Consider the following 20,667-nt stretch of genomic DNA (forward strand, 5'->3'; position numbering starts at 1 on the left):
ACAGGATTGCCCGACGATCAGGACGACTTCAACGTGCCCTTCGGCAGCACCTGCTGAACTGAGCCCTTTTGCACCTTGATCTTCACGTTCGGCGCGATCTCGACCGTGATGAAGGTCTCGCCCACATCATCGACGCGACCGGCGATACCGCCGTTGGTGACCACTTCGTCACCCTTGGCCAGGCCGGACATCATCTGGCGGTGTTCCTTCTGCCGCTTCATCTGCGGGCGGATCATCATGAAATACATCAGGCCGAACAGCACGATCATCATGATCAGCATGGACAGGCCGCCATTGGCCGCTCCCGGCGCTGCCTGCGCCAGTACGAAAGTCATCGGAAGAGTCATCTACTTATCCCGCAAGTTGTGGTTGCGACTGGAGTTTTTTGTCGCAAGCCCAAGAAAAGACGTCGAATTATGCCATGAGTACGGCTTTTTGCGTTTGCCCCGCCCGATGCGGAACAGGGCGCCCCAGCCATACACGTGCGTGTTTGTCCCCAAAGCAGGCCGAAAGTTCTCACGCCGGTGCAGCCACCCCATTCCGGGCTACTCAGCCTGCCCGCCCTGCCGCCGGGCATAAAACTCCGCCGCGAAGGCCTCGAGTGCCCCGGCGGCAATGGCCTCGCGCAAACCGGCCATCAGGCGCTGGTAATGATGCAGGTTATGGATGGTGGCGAGTTGGCTGCCGAGGATCTCGTTGCAGCGGTCAAGATGGCGCAGATAGGCGCGACTGAAGCCCTGGGCGCACGCGTAGCATTCGCAGCCTTCCTCGATCACCCGGGTGTCGTTGGCGTACTTGGCGTTGCGGATGCGCAGCGTGCCCTGCGAGGTAAACAGGAAGCCATTGCGCGCATTGCGGGTAGGCATCACGCAATCGAACATGTCGATGCCGCGACGGACGGCCTCGACAATATCCTCCGGCCGGCCCACGCCCATCAGGTAACGCGGACGATCCTGCGGCAGCAGCGGAACGGTGACGTCCAGCGTGTGATTGCGTTCCGCTTCCGGCTCGCCCACGGCCAAGCCGCCCACCGCGTAGCCGTCGAAACCGATTTGGATCAATCCTTCGGCCGAGCGCTCGCGCAGGTTCTGGTAGACGCTGCCTTGCACGATGCCGAACAACGCATTGGGGTTTTTCTGCTCATCGAAAGCGCGGCGCGAGCGCTCCGCCCAGCGCAAACTCAGCTCCATCGACTCGGCCGCAATCTTTTCGGTGGCCGGATACGGCGTGCATTCGTCGAAGATCATGGCGATGTCCGAATCCAGCACAGTCTGGATGCGCATCGATTCCTCCGGCGACAGAAACACCTTGGAGCCGTCCACCGGCGAGGCAAACGTCACGCCCTGCTCGATGATCTTGCGCTTGTGCGCCAGCGAGAACACCTGGAAACCGCCGGAGTCGGTGAGGATGGGCTTGTTCCAGCCGATAAAGCGATGCAGCCCGCCGAACTCGCCGACGACGTCCAGGCCCGGGCGCAAAAACAGATGGAAGGTGTTGCCCAGGATGATATCGGCGCCCACCTCGAGCAGGTCGCGCGGGGTCATGGCTTTCACCGAGCCATAGGTGCCCACGGGCATGAAAGCCGGCGTTTCCACGGTGCCACGATCGAAGGTGAGACGGCCGCGGCGGGCGGCGCCGTCGGTGGCGAGGAGGTCGAAATGCATGGAAGTCATCGGGCGATTATGGCATCCCGTAGCGCTCTCTCCGCCAAGGCCATGGCACTCACTTAAGGCAACACTGAATAAGTATCGCCGTGACCAGTTCCCTCCCCTGCGGTGGCAGGGGAGGGAACGTGTCCTCGCGAGCATCGAGATACAAACTCACAATCACGAACCATGCGGCAAAATCAACATCGCATCCCCATACGAGAAAAACCGATACCGCTCCTGCACCGCATGCCGATAGGCATCCAGCATGTATTCCCGCCCCGCCAGCGCAGACACCAGCATCAACAAGGTCGACTGCGGCAGATGGAAATTGGTGATCAGCGCATCGATGCTGGTGATGCGATAGCCGGGGAAGATAAAGATCTGCGTTTCACCCGCAAAAGGACGCAATTCGCCGTCCACGGTGGCGCTTTCCAGCGCGCGCACTACGGTGGTGCCGACGGCAATCACCCGCCCGCCCGCACGGCGCGTATGCTGGATCTGCTCGACCAGGCTTGCGCCCACGTTCAACCACTCCCGATGCATGGAGTGGTGCGCAAGCTCTTCGGTGCGCATCGGCTGGAAGGTGCCTGCACCCACATGCAGGGTCACGTAGCCAAAACGCACCCCCAGCTCGCGCAGTTGATTGAGCAGTGCCTCGTCAAAATGCAAACCGGCCGTCGGCGCCGCCACGGCGCCAGGCTCGCGCGCGTACACCGTCTGGTAGCGTTCCAGATCGCTAGCATCTGCGTGTCGCGAGATATAGGGCGGCAAGGGCATTTCGCCCAGTCTCGCCAGCAAACGTTCGAGCGGCTCGGGCGATTCGAATCGCAGGCGAAAAAAACTCTCGTCGCGGCCCAGCACCGTGGCATGGCTGCCATCCGCCAGGATGATCACCGTGCCTTCGCGCGGCTTTTTGCTTACGCCCAGTTGCACGGTCGCTTCGTGCGCACCCGTCACGCGCTCGATCAGGATTTCCACGGCCCCGCCGCTCGGCTTTTGTCCATACAGGCGCGCCGGCAGCACGCGCGTGTCGTTGAAAACCAGCAAATCGCCCTTGCGCAGCAGCGCAGGCAAGTCGCGAAACATGCGGTCCTGCCAGGTACGCGTCGGCACATTGAGCAACAGCAGCCGGCTGGCGCTGCGCTGGGCTAACGGTTCTTGCGCGATCAACTCGGGCGGCAGATCGAAGTTGAAATCGGATTTCTTCACGGCATGGCGCTGGACGGGGGTGGGGCATTATCGCGCAAACGCCGTGCCTCGCTTCTTTGCTGAGCCGACAGAACCGGCAGCTGGCGTATGGTGCACAATCCCTGCCCATCACCGGCCCTCTGTCAAAAGCACAAGGAAAGCTTATGCCCCGCCATGCCCTTCCCTGCTCGCTGGCCCTGCTCACCGCCTTGTATGGCCATGCCTGCCTGGCGCAGAGCGTGCCGGTTTTTCCGCACGAACAAGCCGATCTGCATGCGCTGGCCGCGGCACCGGATGAAACCCAGTTGCGCAACACCATCACCACGCTGGTTGGCTTTGGCACCCGCCACACCCTTTCCGATACCACTTCGCGCACGCGCGGCATCGGCGCCGCGCGGCGCTGGGTACAGTCCCGCTTCCAGGCCATGTCGCACGCATGCGGCGGTTGCCTGGAAGTCGTTACGCCCTCGCAAGTATTCACCGGCAAACGCGTACCCAAGCCGACCGAAGTGATGGATATCGTGGCGATCAAACGCGGCAGCGGCGATCCGCAGCGGGTGATCGTGATGACCGGCCATCTGGATTCGCGCGTCAGCGACGTCATGAACGCCACCAGCGACGCGCCCGGCGCGAACGACGATGCGTCCGGCGTGGCGGCGCTGATGGAGGCTGCGCGCCTGCTGTCGAAGCAAGACAACCGCGCCACGCTGGTGTTCGCGGCACTTTCCGGCGAGGAGCAAGGTTTGTACGGCGGCAAGGTGCTGGCCGACTATGCCAAGGCACAAGGTTGGCAAGTCGAGACCGATCTCAACAACGACATCGTTGGCAACAGCCGTGGCCAGAATGGCGTGCGCGACAACACCAGCGTGCGCGTTTTCAGCGAAGGCACGCGCAGCACGGAAACACCCGAACAGGCCAAGGCACGCAACTACTTCGGCGGCGAGGTCGATTCGCCCTCGCGCAACATTGCCCGCTACATGGCAGCGCTCGCCGATCAATATCTGCCTGACCTGCGCGTACGCATGATCTACCGCACCGACCGCTACGGGCGTGGCGGCGATCAAGTGCCGTTCCTGGAAGCCGGCTATCCGGCTGTGCGTGTGACGGAAGGCCACGAGGATTACACGCACCAGCATCAAGACTTGCGTGTGGAACATGGCGTGACATACGGCGACACCATCGACGGCATCGACTTCCGCTACCTCGCTCGCGTCACGGCGTTGAACGCCATCACGATGGCATCGCTTGCGCGCGCACCGGCACCACCCGCGCATGTTGCGGTTAGCGGCGCACTGGCCACCGACACCACGCTCAGCTGGCAGAAAGTCGTCGGTGCGCAAGACTATCGGGTGCATTGGCGCGACACGACTGCACCGCAATGGCAATACAGCCGCAACGTGGGCAATGTCGATCGCCATGTGCTGAAGGATGTGGTGATTGACGACTGGTTCTTCGGGGTTTCGGCGGTATCGGCCGATGGGTATGAAAGCCCAGCGGTGTTCCCGGGGGATGCGGGGAGTTTTGCTGCGCCGGCTACGCGATAGCAAAGCGGCACCGTAGTGCGAAGCCCTGAGAACAAATTGAATTGACCAGCTTCGCTGTTGCAAAGCACTTCCGCTTTCGCGGGAATGACGGCCACCAGGAAAAGCACGTCCATGACAACCTGCGTGGCGGGCAATTACAACCAGCCCTTCTGCCGCGCCAACCGATACGCCTCGATACGATTGGCTGCACCCAGTTTGCCGATCGCTTCGGAAAGATAATTCCGCACCGTGCCATGCGAGAGGTTGAGGCGGGTGGCGATGTCGCTGGCGGACTGCCCTTCCCCGGCAAGGCGCAGTACTTGCCGCTCGCGATCATTCAAGGGGTCGGCTTCCGACCATGCCTCCAATGCAAGCTGCGGATCGATCGAGCGGCCACCGCGATGCACGATACGCAATGCTTCGGCGAGATTCTCGGCCGGCGCATCCTTCAACAAATAGCCGGACACGCCCGCATCCAGCGCTCGACGCAGAAAGCCGGGACGCGCGAAGGTCGTGACGATGACGCACTTCACCGGAAGCTCTTGCCGATGAATGCGCTGGGCCAGTTCCAGGCCGGTGATGCCGGGCATTTCGATATCCGTCACCAGCACATCCGGCTTCAATCGTTGCACTTCGCGCCAGGCGGACTCGCCATCGGACGCGGAACCAAGTACTTCGATATCCGATTCCAGGTTGAGCAGCGCCGACAGCGCTCCGCGCACCATCGCCTGGTCTTCGGCCAGCAAGACACGGATCATGCAGCAGCGCTCCCAGCAAGCTTGTCTTGGACAGATGTCTCCGGCAGGACATGCGTTTTCTGCGTTGCCCGTAACGGCGCGTTGATCAGCAGGCGCGTGCCGCGGCGTGGTGGCGAGTCCACCTGCAGGCTGCCGCCAATGGCTCGCACGCGCTCACACATGCCGCTCATGCCGTTGCCGTGAGCGACGAGCCCACCTTTGCCGTTGTCGTGGATCTGCATTTCCAGGTTGTCCGCCGTACGGATAAAGCGAATGCAGGCTTCGGTAGCGTCCGCATGCCGATGGATGTTGGTCATCGCCTCGCGAATCACCAGGGCGAACGTTCGCTCGACATCCTGCGGCAGCGAATCGGGCAGATTGCCGTAATCGAGATGCACGGCGGACGACTCCAGCAGCAGCCGCGCGGACGCCAGCTCCGCCGCAAGGTCCGTCGAGCGGATGCCGGTGACCGCGGCGCGCACCTCCGCCAGGGCGTGGCGGGCAACGCGTTCGGCTTCTTCCAGCTCGCGCCGCGCAGCACCGCTATCGCGGTCGAACAGCTTGCGTGACAACTCCAGCTTCAAGGTGATCAAGGACAAGGTGTGCCCGAGCAGATCATGCAAGTCGCGGCCGATACGTTCACGCTCGGCGGTTGCCGCCAGACGGCGCACTTCTTCTTGTGACAGGCGCAATGCCGCATCGCGTTCCCGGTTCTTGAACTCGACGATGATCACAGTGCAAATGATGAGGACCATTGCGGGTATGGAGACCAGCATCGCCCATGGATAACCTGTCCGCCATGCCAAGGCGACATAGACCGCATTGGCCAGCAGCAACAGGCCCATCCTGGCGCGAAAGCTTGCCCGCCATTTCAGGAACATGGTGCAGCCGAAGATCAAATAGCTGAGGCCGCTTGGATACCACGGCAGGGTGAGCAGGCAGAGACTGGCGACCACCAGGCCGTAGAAGTGCATGTGACGGCAAGACGCGTAATGCGCCTTGAGATACACCGCAATGAAGATCGGATATGTGGCCAGGGTAAAGAGGAGCCATGCAAGCGTATAACCCTGGGGATCGAGCAGCGGCGTGATGAAAATCCAGGCCGACCACAGCAAATGAATGGCCCATGGCGATTTGCCTTGCCGCAATTCATCCGCCGCGCTCGAATCCGGCGCCGGCACGAACCAGCTGCGCATGACTGTGGTGATGTTCATGGCCGCGCTCCCCGCGCTGCGAACTGCCCTCGCAACATCGTACTTCAACCGTAGCGCCGCAGCCTGCGCGCGGCGATGGAGAAAAACACCGCAGCGAACCCCGCCAGCACGACCAGGTGCTGCACCACGCCATCGTGCCGCATACCCAAGACTGCCAGCCCCAGCTGGTGCAGGTGGTAGCTCGGCCAGATCGGGGCGATCTGCCGTAGCGCTTTTGGCAGCGCATCGATCGGTACCCACAAGCCGGACAGGAACGACATCGGCAGGTACACCATGTTGAGCATGCCTGGCGCGCCCTGGCCCTTGATGATGGTGCCGATCAGCATGCCCAGCGCACAGAACGGCAATACGCCCAGCGTGCCCGTCAACAGCATCAAGCCTGCTTGTGATAGCGACAGCGGGAGATGGCCCAGCATTGACGCCATCCCGAGCAACAGCAGCATCACGACCGTTGCCGCCACCATCGCCATCAACATCTTGCCGAGCAGATAGGCACCGGGTGGCATCGGCAAGGCGCGCTTGTAGGTGAGCAAGCCACCATCGCGCTCCAGCGCCAGCGACACCCCGAAACCGAACAGGCCTGGGCTCATCACGCCAAACACGCCGTAGCTCACCAGCAGATAGCGCAAAACATCGGCGCCTTTGGAACCATTCATGACGATGCCGAACAACAAATAGAACATGGTCGGCAGCATCATGATCGGCAGCATGAAGCCGGGCGCCCGCATGTAGCGCAGACATTCGCTGCGCGCTTCGGCCAGGTAAGCACCGAAAACGCGTCGTCTGCTCATGCCATGCATGGACGGCGCTACCGGCACCACGGGAATCGATACGCTGTTCATTACGCAGCCTCCTGTTCAGCCGTCTCTTCGCGGGTCAGTTCGGTAAATGCCTCGGCCAGTCCCGCGCGCTGAACTTCCAGTTCGCAGAGCGACATGTCTGCCTCCAACAGACGTCGCAACACGTTTTCCGGCGCGCCAGTGCTGATGCGCAGGCGCGCTCCGTCGCGTTCGGCGGATGCCACGTTCGGCCAGGTCGACACGGCCACGGCGTCGAGATCGGTAAGGCAGCGAATGCGCGACAGCGGCACTTGTGCGCGCAACGCATCGACACTGCCCTCGCTCAGCACGCGCCCTTTCGCCATCACCACCACGCGTTGCGCCAATGCTTCAGCCTCCTCCAGGTAATGCGTGGTCAGCACGACCGAACAACCTTCGGCTACCAGGTTGCGCATCGCGCTCCAGAGTTTGCGGCGCGCATCGATATCCATGCCCACCGTCGGCTCATCCAGAAACACCAGCTCGGGCCGGCCACATAGCGCCAGCGCAAATTGCACGCGGCGCTGCTGGCCACCCGAAAGCTTGCCGTAAGGACGATCGAGCAGGTCATTGATACCGGCGAGTGCCGCGCTCTCCTTGAGCGGACGCGGATGCGGGTAGTAGCTGGCCACCAGGCGCAAAAGCTCCCCGACGCGCAGCGTGGGCGGCAGCATGGCCGATTGCAGCATCACCCCGATGCGACGGCGCGCGTCGATGTGCTGAGGATCCATGCCGAACAATTCCGCCCTGCCGCCATCCGGGCGGATCAGGCCAAGCAGCAGGCCGATGCTGGTGCTTTTGCCGGCGCCGTTGGGCCCCAGCACGGCCAGCAGTTCGCCGCGCCGCAACACAAGATCCACGCCATCGAGCGCCACGAGATGGCCGTAACGTTTCACAACCCCGCAGAGACGGGCTACCGCATCGGTTTGGGTATGCATGAGTGTTCTCCTTGCACTGCAGCGTAAGCACGGCAAGCCTGTTTCTGCAGTTGTCCGCGTCAGCGATTGGAGATGACAGCCGTCATCCTCGGGGGTACCGCCGCCCAGTTTCAGCGGTTATCCTGATGCACGAAACGCCAGCGGTTTCCCCCATACGCGGCGAGTGCGAACGGGCGCCCTGCCCTGGGTTTTCACCCTTAAGCGCACAAAAAAATAACCTGCCGGCCTGCTTCGCGTTGGGCGCGAGGCGCTGTCAGATTCGAGGAGAGTAGTCATGGGTGTCATCGATCAGCTGCGCGAATTGCGCGAATTTGGCGGCAAGCCGCGGACCACTGGCCTGGACGACGCCATCATCGAGCGCATGGCCGCGCTGGACCCTCAACTCACCCAAGCCATTGCCGAAGCCGTTGCGCGCCATCGCCAATTGCGTGCGGAACTCGGCGATTTCCTGAAGCTGGATGAAGCCGAGCAGCTGACCCAGGCACAGCGCGACCTGGTGAATTTCTATCCGGACGATGCCATCAATCCGTATATGCCGGCCGCTGCGCGCGGCCCGTGGATCGTCACGCTGAAGGGCGCGGTGGTGCACGACAACGGCGGCTACGGCATGCTCGGTTTCGGTCACAACAATACGGCTATCGACGCTGCTCTTGCGCGTCCCCAAGTGATGGCCAATGTGATGACACCGAGTATTTCGCAGATGCATTTTGCGCAGGCGATGAAGCGCGAACTGGGTCGCCATCGCGGCAACAATCCGTACACGCGTTATCTGTGCCTGAACTCCGGTTCGGAATCGGTGGGCCTGGCTTGCCGCATCGCCGACGTGAACGCCAAGCTGATGACCGATCCGGGCGCACGCTATGCCGGACGCACGATCAAGCGCATCGCGGTGAAAGGCGCGTTCCATGGCCGTACCGATCGCCCCGCCCTGTATTCGGATTCCTCGCGCCGGACGTATGTGCAGCATCTGGCGAGCTATCGTCACGAAGATTCCGTGCTCACTGTTGCGCCGTATGACATCGCGCAACTGGAAGCGGCGTTTGCCGATGCGGACAAGCATGGCTGGTTTATCGAGGCGATGTTCCTGGAACCGGTGATGGGCGAAGGCGATCCGGGCCGTTCGGTGACCCCGGCGTTCTACCAGGCGGCACGCGAGCTGACCGAATCGCACGGCTCGCTGCTGCTGGTCGATTCCATCCAAGCCGGCCTGCGCGCGCATGGCGTGCTGTCGATCATCGATTACCCCGGCTTCGAAAAGCTGGCGGCGCCGGATATGGAAACTTTCTCCAAAGCCCTTAACGCGGGCCAATATCCGCTGTCGGTGCTGGCGGTGACCGAGCGCGTCGCCGGCCTGTATCGCAAGGGCATCTACGGCAACACCATGACCGCCAACCCGCGCGCGCTCGATGTAGCGCTGGCGACGCTCGACCAGCTTACCGATGGCGTGCGCGCGAACATCACGGCGCGCGGCAGGGAATTCGTCGAAAAGCTCAATGCGCTGAAGGACGAGCTGGGTGGCTTGATCACCAAGGTGCAAGGCACGGGCCTGTTGTTCTCCTGTGAGCTTGCGCCGCAGTTCAAGTGCTACGGCGCGGGTTCTACCGAGGAATACCTGCGCGAGCGTGGCATCGGCGTCATCCACGGCGGCGCCAATTCGTTGCGCTTCACGCCGCACTTCCAGATCACCGGTGCGGAAGTGGACATGGTGATCGCGCACGTGCGGCATGCGTTGCTCGAAGGGCCGCGCAAGAGCGAGGCGCAGGCGGCTTGATGTTTTTCCCTTGATCGTAGGCTGGCGTGCCAACCTCAACATCGGATGCAGGCATGCATGGCGATGTCGGGGTTTGCACCCAGTCTACGAAGCCGCCCGAAATAGTGGGTGCTTCCCGTTCCCCTGCTTCCTCGCAAGGCATAGACTGCTCCAGCCGGTACCATCACCGGCCATAACTTCAGGAGGAAGCATCATGTCCATGCGTCTGAATCTGCTCGTCGCCAGTGCTGCATTGGTATTGGCCAGTGCCGCCTTCGCCGCCGCACCGCAAAGCAAACCCCTTACCTCGTCGCAACAGAAAATGGCCGATTGCAGCCACGCCGCCAAAGGCCAGACTGGCGCTGCCTACAAGGCCGCCGTCAGCACCTGCATGAAGGGTGACACCACCGCCGCCGCCCCTGCGAAGATGACTTCACAGGAGCGCATGTCTGCCTGCGCCAAGCAGAATGCAGGCAAGAAAGGACCCGCTTACAAGAGCGCGGTCAGCGCGTGCATGAAGGCCCATTGATGCGTTGACCTAGCCGAAGGTCTCACTGAAGTTCGAAGCGCCGCCCGTGGGCGGCGCTTTTTTTGTTTCCAGCTATGCTTGCCACCACCCTCTTCTGCGTGGCCACCATGAAGATCGTCGAAGTCCGCCACCCGCTCATCCAGCACAAGCTCGGCCTGATGCGCCGGGCCGGCATCAGCACCAAGGAATTCCGCGAACTGGCTTCCGAGATCGCCTCGCTGCTGACCTATGAGGCCACCAAGGACCTGGAAACCGCCGACGCGCAGATCGAAGGCTGGGCCGGCCCGGTGTGCGTGCAGCAGATCAAGGGCAAGAAGATCACCATCGTGCCGATCCTGCGTGCAGGTCTCGGGATGCTGCCGGGCGTGCTGGAGTTGATCCCATCGGCAAAGGTAGGCGTGGTGGGACTGCAGCGCGATGAGCAAACATTGCAGCCGACGGCCTATTACGAAAAGCTCACCGGCCGCATGGACGAGCGCATCGCGCTGATCGTCGATCCGATGCTGGCCACGGCAGGTACGCTGGTGGCGACGGTGGAGATGCTCAAGGCGGCCGGCTGCAAGCGCATCAAAGGGTTATTCCTGGTGGCCGCGCCGGAAGGATTGCGGCGCATCGAGGCGACGCATCCGGATATCGAAATCTACACCGCGGCGATCGATGAAGGCCTCAACGAGCACGGCTACATCCTGCCCGGGCTGGGCGATGCCGGAGACAAGATCTTCGGGACGAAGCAGTTGCCGGCGTAGCCCATCACGTGCGGGTTTATGACAACGGCATAGGTGGGGGAGCGAGACGCGAACCCGAACATCGTGGATGCTTGCATGCCATGTTGGCTCTGGCTGCGCCTCGCTCCCACGTCCTCGCGCGAGGGGTTACGTGCGACGCGCAAACCGGTCTGTCGCCTCTACCAGTTCATGCGTGATGCCTGGCTCGAACGCCGAATGCCCCGCATCCTGCACCACGTGCAACTCCGCCTCCGGCCACGCGCGGTGCAGATCCCACGCGCTGCGCATCGGGCACACTACGTCGTAGCGCCCTTGCACGATCACCGTTGGAATACGACGGATACGATCAACGTTGCGCAGCAGTTGATCGTCATGCTCAAAAAAGCCGCCATTCACGAAGTAATGGCATTCGATGCGCGCAAAGGCGAGCGCGAATTCATCTTCACCGCTACTGTTGATGTAGCCCTCGTCCTGATGGAGAAAACTCGTCGCGCCTTCCCACACGGACCACGCGCGCGCTGCCTTCAACCGCACGTGCGGATCGGTGCTGGTAAGGCGTCGATGGTAAGCGCTCATCAGGTCGCCGTGCTCGGTTTCGGGGATAGCGGCCAGATACGTTTCCCATGCATCCGGATACAGCGCATCGCAACCCTTCTGGTAAAACCACTCCAGCTCCCAGCGCCGCAGCATGAAGATGCCGCGCAGCACCAGCTCAGTCACTTTGTCCGGATGCGTCTGCGCATAAGCCAGCGACAGCGTGGAGCCCCACGAACCGCCGAACACTTGCCAGCGCGCTATACCCAGGTGTTCGCGCAGACGTTCAATATCGGCCACCAGGTGCCAGGTAGTGTTGTCGGTCAATTCGGCGTGCGGCGTCGACTTGCCGCATCCGCGCTGGTCGAACAGCACGATGCGGTAGACCGAAGGATCAAAAAAGCGCCGGCACTTGGGATTAGTACCGCCGCCCGGGCCGCCATGCAGAAACACCACCGGCTTGCCGTTCGGGTTACCGCTCTGCTCGTAGTACAGCGTGTGCAGGCCGGAGACCTTGAGCTGGCCGACATCGTAGGGCTCGACTTCGGAAAACAAGCTGCGTCGGTGCTGGGACATGGTCTTCGGCATCCTTTGGATGGGGAAGCACATGGTACGGGGAAGTTGCATGCGACCCAAGATTACCGGCCGGGTCCTGCGTAGGCGGGATGAAGTCCCAGCTCACTGAAATGGCGATCCCGGCCTATGGGAACAACTTGCCGGGATTCAAAATGCCATTGGGATCGAACACGGCTTTCACGCCGCGCATCAACGCGATTTCCGCCGCGCTGCGCGTGCTTTCAAGATACGCACGTTTCACCAGGCCGATCCCATGCTCGGCCGAAATGCTTCCATCATGCCGCTGCAAAGTCTCCGCCAGCAGTTGGGTGACGTGCTCGCATTGCGTAATGAAATCCGCATCCGTCAGCGAGGTCGGTTTCAACACATTGATGTGCAGATTGCCATCGCCGATATGCCCGAACCATACGACTTCCATGTGCGGATATTCACGCATGAGCAGCGCTTGGATTTCCTCCAGAAAACCTGGCACGGCACTGATACGCACCGAAATATCGTTTTTATAGGGCTTATGCACGGAGAGACTTTCCGTAATGCCTTCGCGCAAGCGCCATAGTGCGGCAGCCTGCGCGTCGCTCTGCGCCATCACGCCATCGGCAATCAGCCCTTGTTCCATGCCTTGCTCGAACACGGCCAATGCAGTTTCTTGCGCGCGCTCGTCGGCGGCATCGAACTCGGTGACGACGTAATACGGATAGTCGCCATCGATCGCACGCTGCGCACCATGCGCCAACACGTGCTTCAGTGCGACGTCGGTAAAGAACTCGAACGCCTGCAGCGACAGCCGTGCTCGAAACAATGCAAACACCTGCATCAGCGCATGCATGTCCGGCAACGCCAGCAGCATCACCTGCGAAGCGGGCGGCGGATCGGTAAGGCGCAGCGTCGCTTCCACCACGATGCCCAGCGTGCCTTCCGAGCCGATCATTAATTGCCGCAAGTCATAACCACTGGAGTTTTTGATCAAAGCGCGGTTGAGATCGAGCAGCTCGCCATTCCCGGCCACCACCCTGAGGCCAGCGATCCACTCGCGCGTATTGCCATAGCGGATCACCCGGATGCCGCCCGCATTGGTGGCAATGTTGCCGCCGATGGCGCAGGAACCGCGCGCCGCAAAATCCACGGGATAAATCAGGCCATGCTCGCGCGCCGCGGTATGCACGGCCTCCAGCGCGATGCCCGGCTGCACCGTCAGCGTGCGATCGACCGCATCGAAACCCAATACCCGGTTCATGCGCGCCAGGCTGAGCACCAGCTCGCCATTGGCGGCCACGGCGCCACCGGACAGGCCGGTGCGGCCACCGGACGGCACGATCGCCACCTTGTGCTGGTTGGCCCAGCGCACGATGCCCTGCACCTCGTCGATGGACGCGGGCAGCGCAATCGCGAGCGGTGCCGGAGGCCAGCGCCGGGTCCAGTCGCGGCCGTAATGCTCCAGGTCCCCGGATTCGGTAAGCAGGCGCAGGTCGGGCAGACGACTGGAAAGATCGGCGAGGACGGACGGGTTCATGGCGGCTCCGGAAGGGAAGCGCCCAGCGTGCCAGCGCCTGCCGCGCGCGTCTAGTGCTGCGACGCGACAAAATCTGGCATAGTGTTTGGACTTCCAAACGCGATGCCCTCATGAAAACCTCGTTTCCCAAGCAAGACATCAAGGTGCTGCTGCTCGAAGGCGTGAGCCGCACGGCGGTGGAGACATTTCAGCGTGCCGGTTATAGCCAGATCGAATATCACGCCAAATCCTTGCCTGAAGACGAATTGAAAGCACGCATTGCCGATGCGCACATCCTCGGCATCCGCTCGCGCACGCATCTGACCGCGGACGTGCTGGAGCATGCCAAGCGCCTGATCGCCGTGGGTTGCTATTGCATCGGCACCAACCAGGTCAATCTGGACGCCGCGGCCAAGCATGGCATTCCGGTATTCAACGCACCCTATTCCAATACGCGCAGCGTGGCCGAACTGGTGATTGCCGAAGCGATCATGCTGTTGCGCGGTATTCCGCAGAAGAATGCGTTGTGCCATCGCGGTGGCTGGACCAAGTCCGCCGCCGGCAGTTTCGAAGTGCGCGACAAGGTGATCGGCATCGTTGGTTACGGCCATATCGGCACGCAGGTAGGCGTGCTGGCTGAAAGCCTCGGCATGCGGGTGATCTTCCATGACATCGAAACCAAGCTTTCGCTGGGCAATGCACGCGCAGCGGCAAGCCTGGAAGATCTGCTCGAACGCGCGGATGTGGTCACGCTGCACGTGCCTGAAACACCCGCGACGAAATTGATGTTCGGCAACAGCGAAATCGCACGCATGCGCAAGGGTGGCATTTTAATCAATGCCTCGCGCGGCACGGTGGTCGATATCGATGCACTGGCCGATTCGCTGCGTACGGAGCATCTTGCTGGGGCAGCCATCGATGTATTTCCGGTGGAACCGAAAGGCAATGACGATCCCTTCGTCTCGCCGCTGGTCGGCATGGACAACGTGATTCTCACCCCGCACATCGGCGGCAGCACGCTGGAAGCGCAAGACAACATCGGCATTGAAGTGGCCAGCAAGCTGGTGCGTTACAGCGATAACGGTTCCACGCTGTCGGCCGTCAATTTCCCTGAGGTGACGCTGCCCGAGCATCCGCGCAGCCGACGCTTGCTGCATATCCATCGCAATGTGCCGGGTGTGTTGTCGCGCATCAACGAATTGTTCTCCGCCGGCAACATCAACATCGATGCGCAGTTCCTGCAGACGAACTCGGATGTGGGTTACGTAGTGATCGATGTGTCCGCCGATGAACAACAAGCGGCGGAGCTGAAGGAACAGCTGGCGGCGATTTCGGGGACGCTGCGTACGCGCGTGCTTTATTGAGCCGAACCGTATTCGCGGGCTGGATTAGCGCAGCGTAACCCTACGATGTTTCAAGATTCCGCCGGAGGTTCGGCGGTTTCGCTGCGTGCGCTGGGATTTCATTCCATCCTACGATGTTCATCGATGGCATTGGGCGAATCGAGGCATCCGCCTGAATATGCCCCCAAAAAAAAGCGGCGCCGAGAGCGCCGCTTGTTCGTTCTGCGAATTGGTCGGGGCGGCCGGATTCGAACCGACGACCCTTTGCCCCCCAGGCAAATGCGCTACCAGGCTGCGCTACGCCCCGACTGATCCAGCAAAGAAAGAAATTGTAGCAGTACCGGCAGGTGTGTCGGTAGGTGTGCTCAGCGACGCAGCAATGCCAGCACTTCTTCCAGCTCCATGCGCACCTGGCGCACGATCTGGTGCGACATGCTCGCCTCCATCCGGGCCTGCGGCCCTTCCAGGCGCGCACGGGCGCCGGTGATGGTGAAACCCTCGTCGTACAGCAGCGAGCGGATCTGCCGGATCATCAGCACGTCATGGCGCTGGTAATAGCGGCGGTTGCCGCGGCGCTTGACCGGGTTGAGCGCCGGGAACTCCTGCTCCCAATAGCGCAGCACATGAGGCTTCACCCCGCACAGTTCGCTGACTTCACCAATGGTGAAGTAGCGCTTGGCCGGGATGGCGGGCAGCTCGGTGTTATTCCCCTGATCCAGCATAGCCCTCGACTCTCACCTTGAGTTTTTGTCCTGGCCGGAACGTCACCACGCGGCGGGCGGAGATCGGAATCTCCTCGCCGGTTTTTGGATTACGACCCGGTCGCTGGTTCTTCTTTCGCAGGTCGAAATTGCCGAAACCGGACAATTTGACCTGCTCGCCACGTTCCAGAGCCTCGCGGACGACCTCGAAGTAGGCGTCCACGAACTCCTTGGCTTCACGTTTGTTAAGGCCTACCTCGAGGAAGAGGCGCTCTGCCATCTCCGCCTTTGTCAGCGCTGCCATCTTACCCTCGCAATTTCGCCTCGCATGCAGCCCCCAACGCCGACACCACATTTCGTACGCAGTTGTCCGCGTCGTCGTCAGTAAGGGTGCGTGAAGCGTCCTGCAAAATCAAGCCCATAGCGAGACTCTTTCGGCCCGCTTCGACCCCTTTGCCGCTGTATCGATCAAACAGCCGCAGCGCTGCCAGGGTGGCGCCCAGGGTGCCGCGGACGGTCTGCTCAATCTGTGACCAGCTTACCTGTTCAGGTACGTCAACAGCGATGTCCCTGCGTACGGCCGGGAAGCGCGGCACCGGCTGCGCTTTCGGCAGGCGGCGACCGAGCAGAGGGTCGAGGGCCAGCTCCAGCACGTGCACGTCCGGGCCGAGATCCAGCGTCCTGGCCAGCCGCGGGTGCAGTGCGCCCACATAACCGGCGGTCTCGCCATCGCGCGTCAACCGCGCCGCCCGGCCTGGATGCAGCCAGACGGGCAAGCCATCGGCATGGACGGCCCAGCGCTGCGGCTCGCCGCCCCAGGCGATCAGGGCATCCAGGTCGCCCTTGAGATCGAAGAAATCCAGCGTGCGAGCAGTCTCGCCCCATTGCTCGGGGTGTGCGTTACCGCTGGCGACGATGGCGAGGCTCGGAGTTTCCCGTGGCGGATCGCCCGCCTTGAATACACGCCCCAGCTCGAACAGGCGCACACGATCCTGTTGGCGCGCGCGGTTGTGCGATAGCGCCTGGACCAGGCCGGGCAGCAGCGAGGGGCGCATCACCCCCAGATCGGCCGACAACGGGTTGGCGAGCGGGACCAACTGCTCGGTGAAGCCCCACTGCTTCAACAAGGCATGACTGACGAAGGCAAGGCTTACCGCTTCGTAGTAATCGCGAGCCGCCAGTTGCTCGCGCACCGCCAGTTCATTGAGGCGTCCCTCGGGTTCAACGGCAAGCGTCAGCGCACCGTCCGGCGTATGCGTCGGGATATTTTCGTAACCGTGAATGCGCGCCACTTCTTCGATGAGGTCTTCTTCGCGCTCGATGTCGAAGCGCCTGCTTGGCGCAGTGACCCGCCAACCATCTGTCACCGCTTCGACCGTCATGCCGAGTGCGGTGAAGATGCGTGCGACTTCGCCATCCGCGACGCTCAAGCCGAGCACGCGCGCCAAGCGGGCGCGGCGAAGCAGGATCGGCTTCGGCGACACCAGGCTTTCCGGCAATGTAACGTCGAGCAGCGGACCGGGCGTGCCGCCGGCGATATCGAGGATCAAACGCGTCGCATACTCAATGGCGACGCCCGGTAGTGCGGGATCGACGCCGCGCTCGAAGCGATGTCCCGCATCGGTATACATGCCCAGCTTGCGGCTGCGGCCGATGATGGCCGACGGAATCCAGTGCGCGGCTTCAAGAAATACATGACGCGTGTCATCGGTGACACGGGTTTCCGAACCACCCATGATGCCGCCCAACGCAACAGCACGCGCGCCTCGGCCTCCGCGACTGTCAGACACCACAAGAAAATCGTCATCCAGCGTCACCATGCGGCCGTCGAGCAACGCCAGCGACTCGCTTTTGCGCGCGGGACGCACGACGATTTCACCTTCCAGCTTGTCCTTGTCGAAGGCATGCATCGGCTGCCCGAGTTCCAGCATCACGTATTGCGTGACGTCGACCAGGAAGCTGATCGGACGCAAGCCGCTACGACGCAAGCGCTCGGCCATCCACACCGGCGTTTGGACATGGGCGTTTACGTTGTCGATAACGCGGCCGGCAAAGCGCGGCACACGAGGGCCCGCTTCGAGCGCGACAGCCATCGTCGCGTCGCTCTGCGGCGGTATGGGTTGAGTGTCGAGTGGAATCACCTCGCCGCTCAGCGCAGCAGCGACGTCGAACGCGATGCCCCGTACACTGAAACAATCGGCGCGATTGGGCGTGAGCTTTATCTCGATGGTGGCATCCGGCAGGCCAAGATAGGACGCAAGCGACTTACCAACAGGCGCATCCGCCGGTAGCTCCAGCAAACCCGAAGCGTCGGCATCGACGCCCAGCTCCTTGGCGGAGCAAAGCATGCCGAACGATTCCACGCCGCGCAGCTTTGCCGCCTTGATGGCAATACCGCCCGGCAAGCTGGCGCCTACCGTTGCCAATGGCGCGACCAGACCCGCGCGCGCGTTGGGTGCACCGCAAACGATCTGCACCGTGCCGTTGCCGGTATCCACCTGGCAAACCTGCAGGCGATCGGCTTCCGGATGTTTCTGTGCGCTGACGATGCGCGCGACGATGACGCCATCCAGCGAATCGCCCAGCGCAGTGACCTCTTCCACCTCCAGGCCGATCGCCGTCAGTGTCGCGGCGAGTTCGTCGCGCGATGCCGATGTCGGCACGTGGTGGCGTAACCAATTTTCCGAGAATTTCATGCGTGTCGGTTCCTGCTTCGATTACGCGAATTGCTTGAGGAAGCGCAGGTCGTTCTCGAAGAACGCGCGCAGATCAGAAACGCCGTAGCGCAGCATGGCGAAACGTTCCACGCCCAGACCGAAGGCAAAGCCGGTGTAGCGTTCCGGATCGATGCCGCAGTTTTTCAGCACGTTGGGGTGCACCATGCCGCAGCCGAGCACTTCCAGCCAGCGCGTGCTGCCGTCCTCGGCGTCCCAACGAATGTCCACTTCAGCCGAGGGCTCGGTGAAGGGAAAATAGCTCGGGCGGAAACGCATTTCGAAATCGCGCTCGAAGAACGCACGGATGAATTCGGCCAACGTGCCTTTCAGGTCGGCGAAGCTGGAGGTTTCGTCCACCAGCAGGCCTTCGATCTGGTGGAACATCGGCGAGTGCGTCTGATCCGAATCGCTGCGGTATACCTTGCCGGGCGCGATCACGCGGATCGGTGGCTGCCGGCCTTTCATGGAACGGATCTGCACCGGCGAGGTATGCGTGCGCAGCAGGCGGCCGTCGCCAAAGTAGAAGGTGTCGTGCATCGCGCGCGCCGGATGGTGCGGCGGAAAGTTCAGTGCTTCGAAGTTGTGCCAGTCGTCTTCGATCTCGGGACCGTCGGCGCGCTGGTAGCCGAGGCGCGCGAAGATGGCGGCAATGCGCTCGAGCGCGCGTGTAATCGGATGAATACCACCGCGCTCGCCATTGCGGCCCGGCATGCTGATGTCAAGCTTTTCGGAAGCAAGGCGGTGGTCGAGTTCGGCTTGCTCCAGTATCTGCTTGCGCGCAGCCAGCACGTCGTTGAGGCGTTCCTTCAGGCGATTCACTTCGGCACCGCGCGCCTTGCGTTCTTCCGGCGACAGCGTGCCCAGCGCCTTCAACGCGGCGGTGACGATGCCGCTTTTGCCCAGGAGGCTTACGCGTAGCGCATCGAGCGCATCGAGCGTGTCGGTCTTGTCGATTTCCGCCAGCGCCTGGGTGGCGCGGGTGTCGAGGTCTTCCATCGGTCTTCCCCAGGAATGGAAACAAAAAACGGGGAGAAGGCTTGAGGCCTTCTCCCCGCTTGATTCACATCACTCGTCAGTGTTCGACGATCAAGCGGCCAGACTGGCCTTCGCTTTTTCCGCGATGGCCCCAAACGCCTTGATGTCGTGCACGGCGATATCTGCCAGCACCTTGCGGTCAACGGTGATACCGGCCTTCGCCAGGCCGTTGATCAGGCGGCTGTAGGACAGGCCGAACTGACGGGCAGCGGCATTGATACGCACGATCCACAGGGCGCGGAACTGGCGCTTCTTCTGCTTGCGGCCGATGTAGGCGTACTGACCGGCCTTGATGACGGCCTGGTTGGCAACGCGGAAGACCTTGCGACGGGCGTTGTAGTAGCCCTTCGCGCGGCCGATGATTTTCTTGTGACGACGACGGGCGGTAACGCCACGCTTAACACGAGCCATGGTTCAGTCCTCCCGTCTCAGAGATACGGCAACATGCGTGCGACGCCCTTGGTGTCGCATGCCTTGACGTGGTTGGTGGCGCGCAGGTTGCGCTTACGCTTGGTCGACTTCTTGGTCAGGATGTGTGACTTGAAGGCGTGACCGGCCTTGAACTTACCGGACGCGGTCTTGCGAAAACGCTTCGCCGCCGCGCGGTTGGTCTTGATCTTGGGCATGGAAATGCTCCTTGATGGGGCGTGGCCCCTGGTTTCTGACTGATCTGGCGGCAGCCCTAGGGTCTGCACTTTCCGTCCTGCCACAATCGGTTCACGGCCCTTCCTTGCGGGCCGAACCGCTGATTATACGGAGATTGGAAGCCTAAAACTAGGCCGGCCAAGTCATCTCGCCGGACCTTCCGGCGGAGCCTGGGCTGGGAGGAAACCCCAGCCGCAGCGAGCCCTAGAACGCTGGAACTCATCCCAGCTTGCGCTCCTCCTCGCCCGGAACGGGAAGGTCTTGCGGTTTACTTCTTCTTCGGCCCGATCATCATCACCATCTGCCGGCCTTCCAGGCGCGGGAAGGATTCGATCACACCGTTCTCGCCGACGTCTCCCTGGATGCGCCTGGCCAGTTCCTGGCCGAGGTCCTGGTGGGACATCTCGCGACCACGGAAACGGATGGTGACCTTGACCTTGTCGCCCTCTTCCAGGAAGCGAAGCATATTGCGCAGCTTGATCTGGTAGTCGCCCACGTCCGTGACCGGACGGAACTTCACTTCCTTGATCTCGACCTGCTTCTGCTTCTTCTTGGC

At 62.1% G+C, this 20,667-nt stretch carries 21 protein-coding genes and 1 tRNA gene; 5 read left to right on the forward strand and 17 right to left on the reverse strand.

What is annotated here, in order from left to right:
- Positions 1-17: 17 nt before the first annotated feature.
- From yajC to queA, 3 genes are all read right to left on the reverse strand, one after another.
- Positions 18-347, reverse strand: coding sequence for a preprotein translocase subunit YajC (gene yajC / locus V7M64_RS06505; RefSeq protein WP_333677922.1), 330 nt, complete (start codon positions 345-347; stop codon positions 18-20).
- Positions 348-545: 198 nt separating this feature from the next.
- The gene (gene tgt / locus V7M64_RS06510) at positions 546-1,673 is read right to left on the reverse strand and encodes a tRNA guanosine(34) transglycosylase Tgt (protein ID WP_333677923.1); all 1,128 of its coding nucleotides are present in this window, start codon (positions 1,671-1,673) and stop codon (positions 546-548) included.
- Between the two features lie 153 nt (positions 1,674-1,826).
- Entirely contained in the window at positions 1,827-2,858 is a 1,032-nt protein-coding gene (gene queA / locus V7M64_RS06515; protein WP_333677925.1) for a tRNA preQ1(34) S-adenosylmethionine ribosyltransferase-isomerase QueA, read from the reverse strand.
- Between the two features lie 143 nt (positions 2,859-3,001).
- On the opposite strand from queA, the gene V7M64_RS06520 reads away from it, so the two are divergent.
- A complete protein-coding gene (locus V7M64_RS06520; RefSeq protein WP_333677926.1) occupies positions 3,002-4,381 on the forward strand; it encodes a M28 family metallopeptidase in 1,380 nt (459 codons plus the stop codon).
- A gap of 134 nt (positions 4,382-4,515) precedes the next feature.
- Here the strand turns inward: V7M64_RS06520 and V7M64_RS06525 are convergent, their stop codons facing one another.
- From V7M64_RS06525 to V7M64_RS06540, 4 genes are read right to left on the reverse strand one after another with little or no spacing between them, the layout of a single operon-like run.
- Positions 4,516-5,118, reverse strand: coding sequence for a response regulator transcription factor (locus V7M64_RS06525; RefSeq protein WP_333677927.1), 603 nt, complete (start codon positions 5,116-5,118; stop codon positions 4,516-4,518).
- Complete coding sequence (locus tag V7M64_RS06530; protein WP_333677928.1) at positions 5,115-6,311, reverse strand: sensor histidine kinase; 1,197 nt, start codon at positions 6,309-6,311, stop codon at positions 5,115-5,117. Before V7M64_RS06530 ends, V7M64_RS06525 begins: the two co-directional genes overlap by 4 nt.
- A gap of 44 nt (positions 6,312-6,355) precedes the next feature.
- A complete protein-coding gene (locus V7M64_RS06535; protein WP_333677929.1) occupies positions 6,356-7,153 on the reverse strand; it encodes an ABC transporter permease in 798 nt (265 codons plus the stop codon).
- Positions 7,153-8,067, reverse strand: a complete 915-nt coding sequence (locus V7M64_RS06540; RefSeq protein WP_333677930.1) for an ABC transporter ATP-binding protein — start codon at positions 8,065-8,067, stop codon at positions 7,153-7,155. The genes V7M64_RS06535 and V7M64_RS06540 overlap by 1 nt, the downstream gene beginning before the upstream one ends.
- Positions 8,068-8,341: 274 nt before the next feature.
- On the opposite strand from V7M64_RS06540, the gene V7M64_RS06545 reads away from it, so the two are divergent.
- The 3 genes from V7M64_RS06545 (at position 8,342) to upp (ending at position 11,092) form a co-directional block, all read left to right on the forward strand.
- Positions 8,342-9,838 carry an aminotransferase class III-fold pyridoxal phosphate-dependent enzyme gene (locus V7M64_RS06545; RefSeq protein WP_333677931.1) on the forward strand — a complete coding sequence of 499 codons (1,497 nt, stop codon included), beginning with the start codon at positions 8,342-8,344 and terminating at the stop codon, positions 9,836-9,838.
- Between the two features lie 193 nt (positions 9,839-10,031).
- Entirely contained in the window at positions 10,032-10,346 is a 315-nt protein-coding gene (locus V7M64_RS06550) for a PsiF family protein (RefSeq protein WP_333677933.1), read from the forward strand.
- Between the two features lie 107 nt (positions 10,347-10,453).
- The gene (gene upp / locus V7M64_RS06555; protein ID WP_333677934.1) at positions 10,454-11,092 is read left to right on the forward strand and encodes a uracil phosphoribosyltransferase; all 639 of its coding nucleotides are present in this window, start codon (positions 10,454-10,456) and stop codon (positions 11,090-11,092) included.
- A gap of 126 nt (positions 11,093-11,218) precedes the next feature.
- On the opposite strand, the gene pip is transcribed toward upp, so the two are convergent.
- Positions 11,219-12,181, reverse strand: a complete 963-nt coding sequence (gene pip, locus V7M64_RS06560) for a prolyl aminopeptidase (RefSeq protein WP_333677936.1) — start codon at positions 12,179-12,181, stop codon at positions 11,219-11,221.
- 124 nt (positions 12,182-12,305) lie between these two features.
- Positions 12,306-13,691: an FAD-binding oxidoreductase gene (locus V7M64_RS06565; protein ID WP_333677938.1), complete on the reverse strand. Its 1,386-nt coding sequence runs from the start codon at positions 13,689-13,691 to the stop codon at positions 12,306-12,308.
- 110 nt (positions 13,692-13,801) lie between these two features.
- Here V7M64_RS06565 and serA point away from each other — a divergent pair, with 110 nt between their 5' ends.
- The gene (serA, locus tag V7M64_RS06570; protein ID WP_333677940.1) at positions 13,802-15,034 is read left to right on the forward strand and encodes a phosphoglycerate dehydrogenase; all 1,233 of its coding nucleotides are present in this window, start codon (positions 13,802-13,804) and stop codon (positions 15,032-15,034) included.
- 209 nt (positions 15,035-15,243) lie between these two features.
- Here serA and V7M64_RS06575 read toward each other — a convergent pair.
- The 8 genes from V7M64_RS06575 to infC all read right to left on the reverse strand — a co-directional run.
- Positions 15,244-15,320 (reverse strand) — tRNA-Pro (locus V7M64_RS06575).
- Positions 15,321-15,378: 58 nt separating this feature from the next.
- Entirely contained in the window at positions 15,379-15,735 is a 357-nt protein-coding gene (locus V7M64_RS06580; RefSeq protein WP_115493718.1) for a MerR family transcriptional regulator, read from the reverse strand.
- Positions 15,716-16,018, reverse strand: a complete 303-nt coding sequence (gene ihfA, locus V7M64_RS06585) for an integration host factor subunit alpha (RefSeq protein ID WP_126674889.1) — start codon at positions 16,016-16,018, stop codon at positions 15,716-15,718. The genes V7M64_RS06580 and ihfA overlap by 20 nt, the downstream gene beginning before the upstream one ends.
- Position 16,019: 1 nt before the next feature.
- Positions 16,020-18,410 carry a phenylalanine--tRNA ligase subunit beta gene (pheT, locus tag V7M64_RS06590; protein WP_333677947.1) on the reverse strand — a complete coding sequence of 797 codons (2,391 nt, stop codon included), beginning with the start codon at positions 18,408-18,410 and terminating at the stop codon, positions 16,020-16,022.
- 21 nt (positions 18,411-18,431) lie between these two features.
- Positions 18,432-19,427: a phenylalanine--tRNA ligase subunit alpha gene (pheS, locus tag V7M64_RS06595; RefSeq protein WP_333677948.1), complete on the reverse strand. Its 996-nt coding sequence runs from the start codon at positions 19,425-19,427 to the stop codon at positions 18,432-18,434.
- A 90-nt stretch (positions 19,428-19,517) separates the two neighbouring features.
- On the reverse strand, positions 19,518-19,877 hold the full coding sequence (gene rplT / locus V7M64_RS06600) for a 50S ribosomal protein L20 (RefSeq protein ID WP_128898432.1): 360 nt from the start codon (positions 19,875-19,877) through the stop codon (positions 19,518-19,520).
- Positions 19,878-19,894: 17 nt separating this feature from the next.
- On the reverse strand, positions 19,895-20,092 hold the full coding sequence (gene rpmI, locus V7M64_RS06605; protein WP_019467379.1) for a 50S ribosomal protein L35: 198 nt from the start codon (positions 20,090-20,092) through the stop codon (positions 19,895-19,897).
- A gap of 287 nt (positions 20,093-20,379) precedes the next feature.
- On the reverse strand, positions 20,380-20,667 hold a 288-nt coding region (gene infC, locus V7M64_RS06610), incomplete at its 5' end, for a translation initiation factor IF-3 (protein ID WP_333677954.1).

The organism is Dyella sp. (assembly GCF_036746095.1).
GTDB lineage: Bacteria > Pseudomonadota > Gammaproteobacteria > Xanthomonadales > Rhodanobacteraceae > Dyella_B.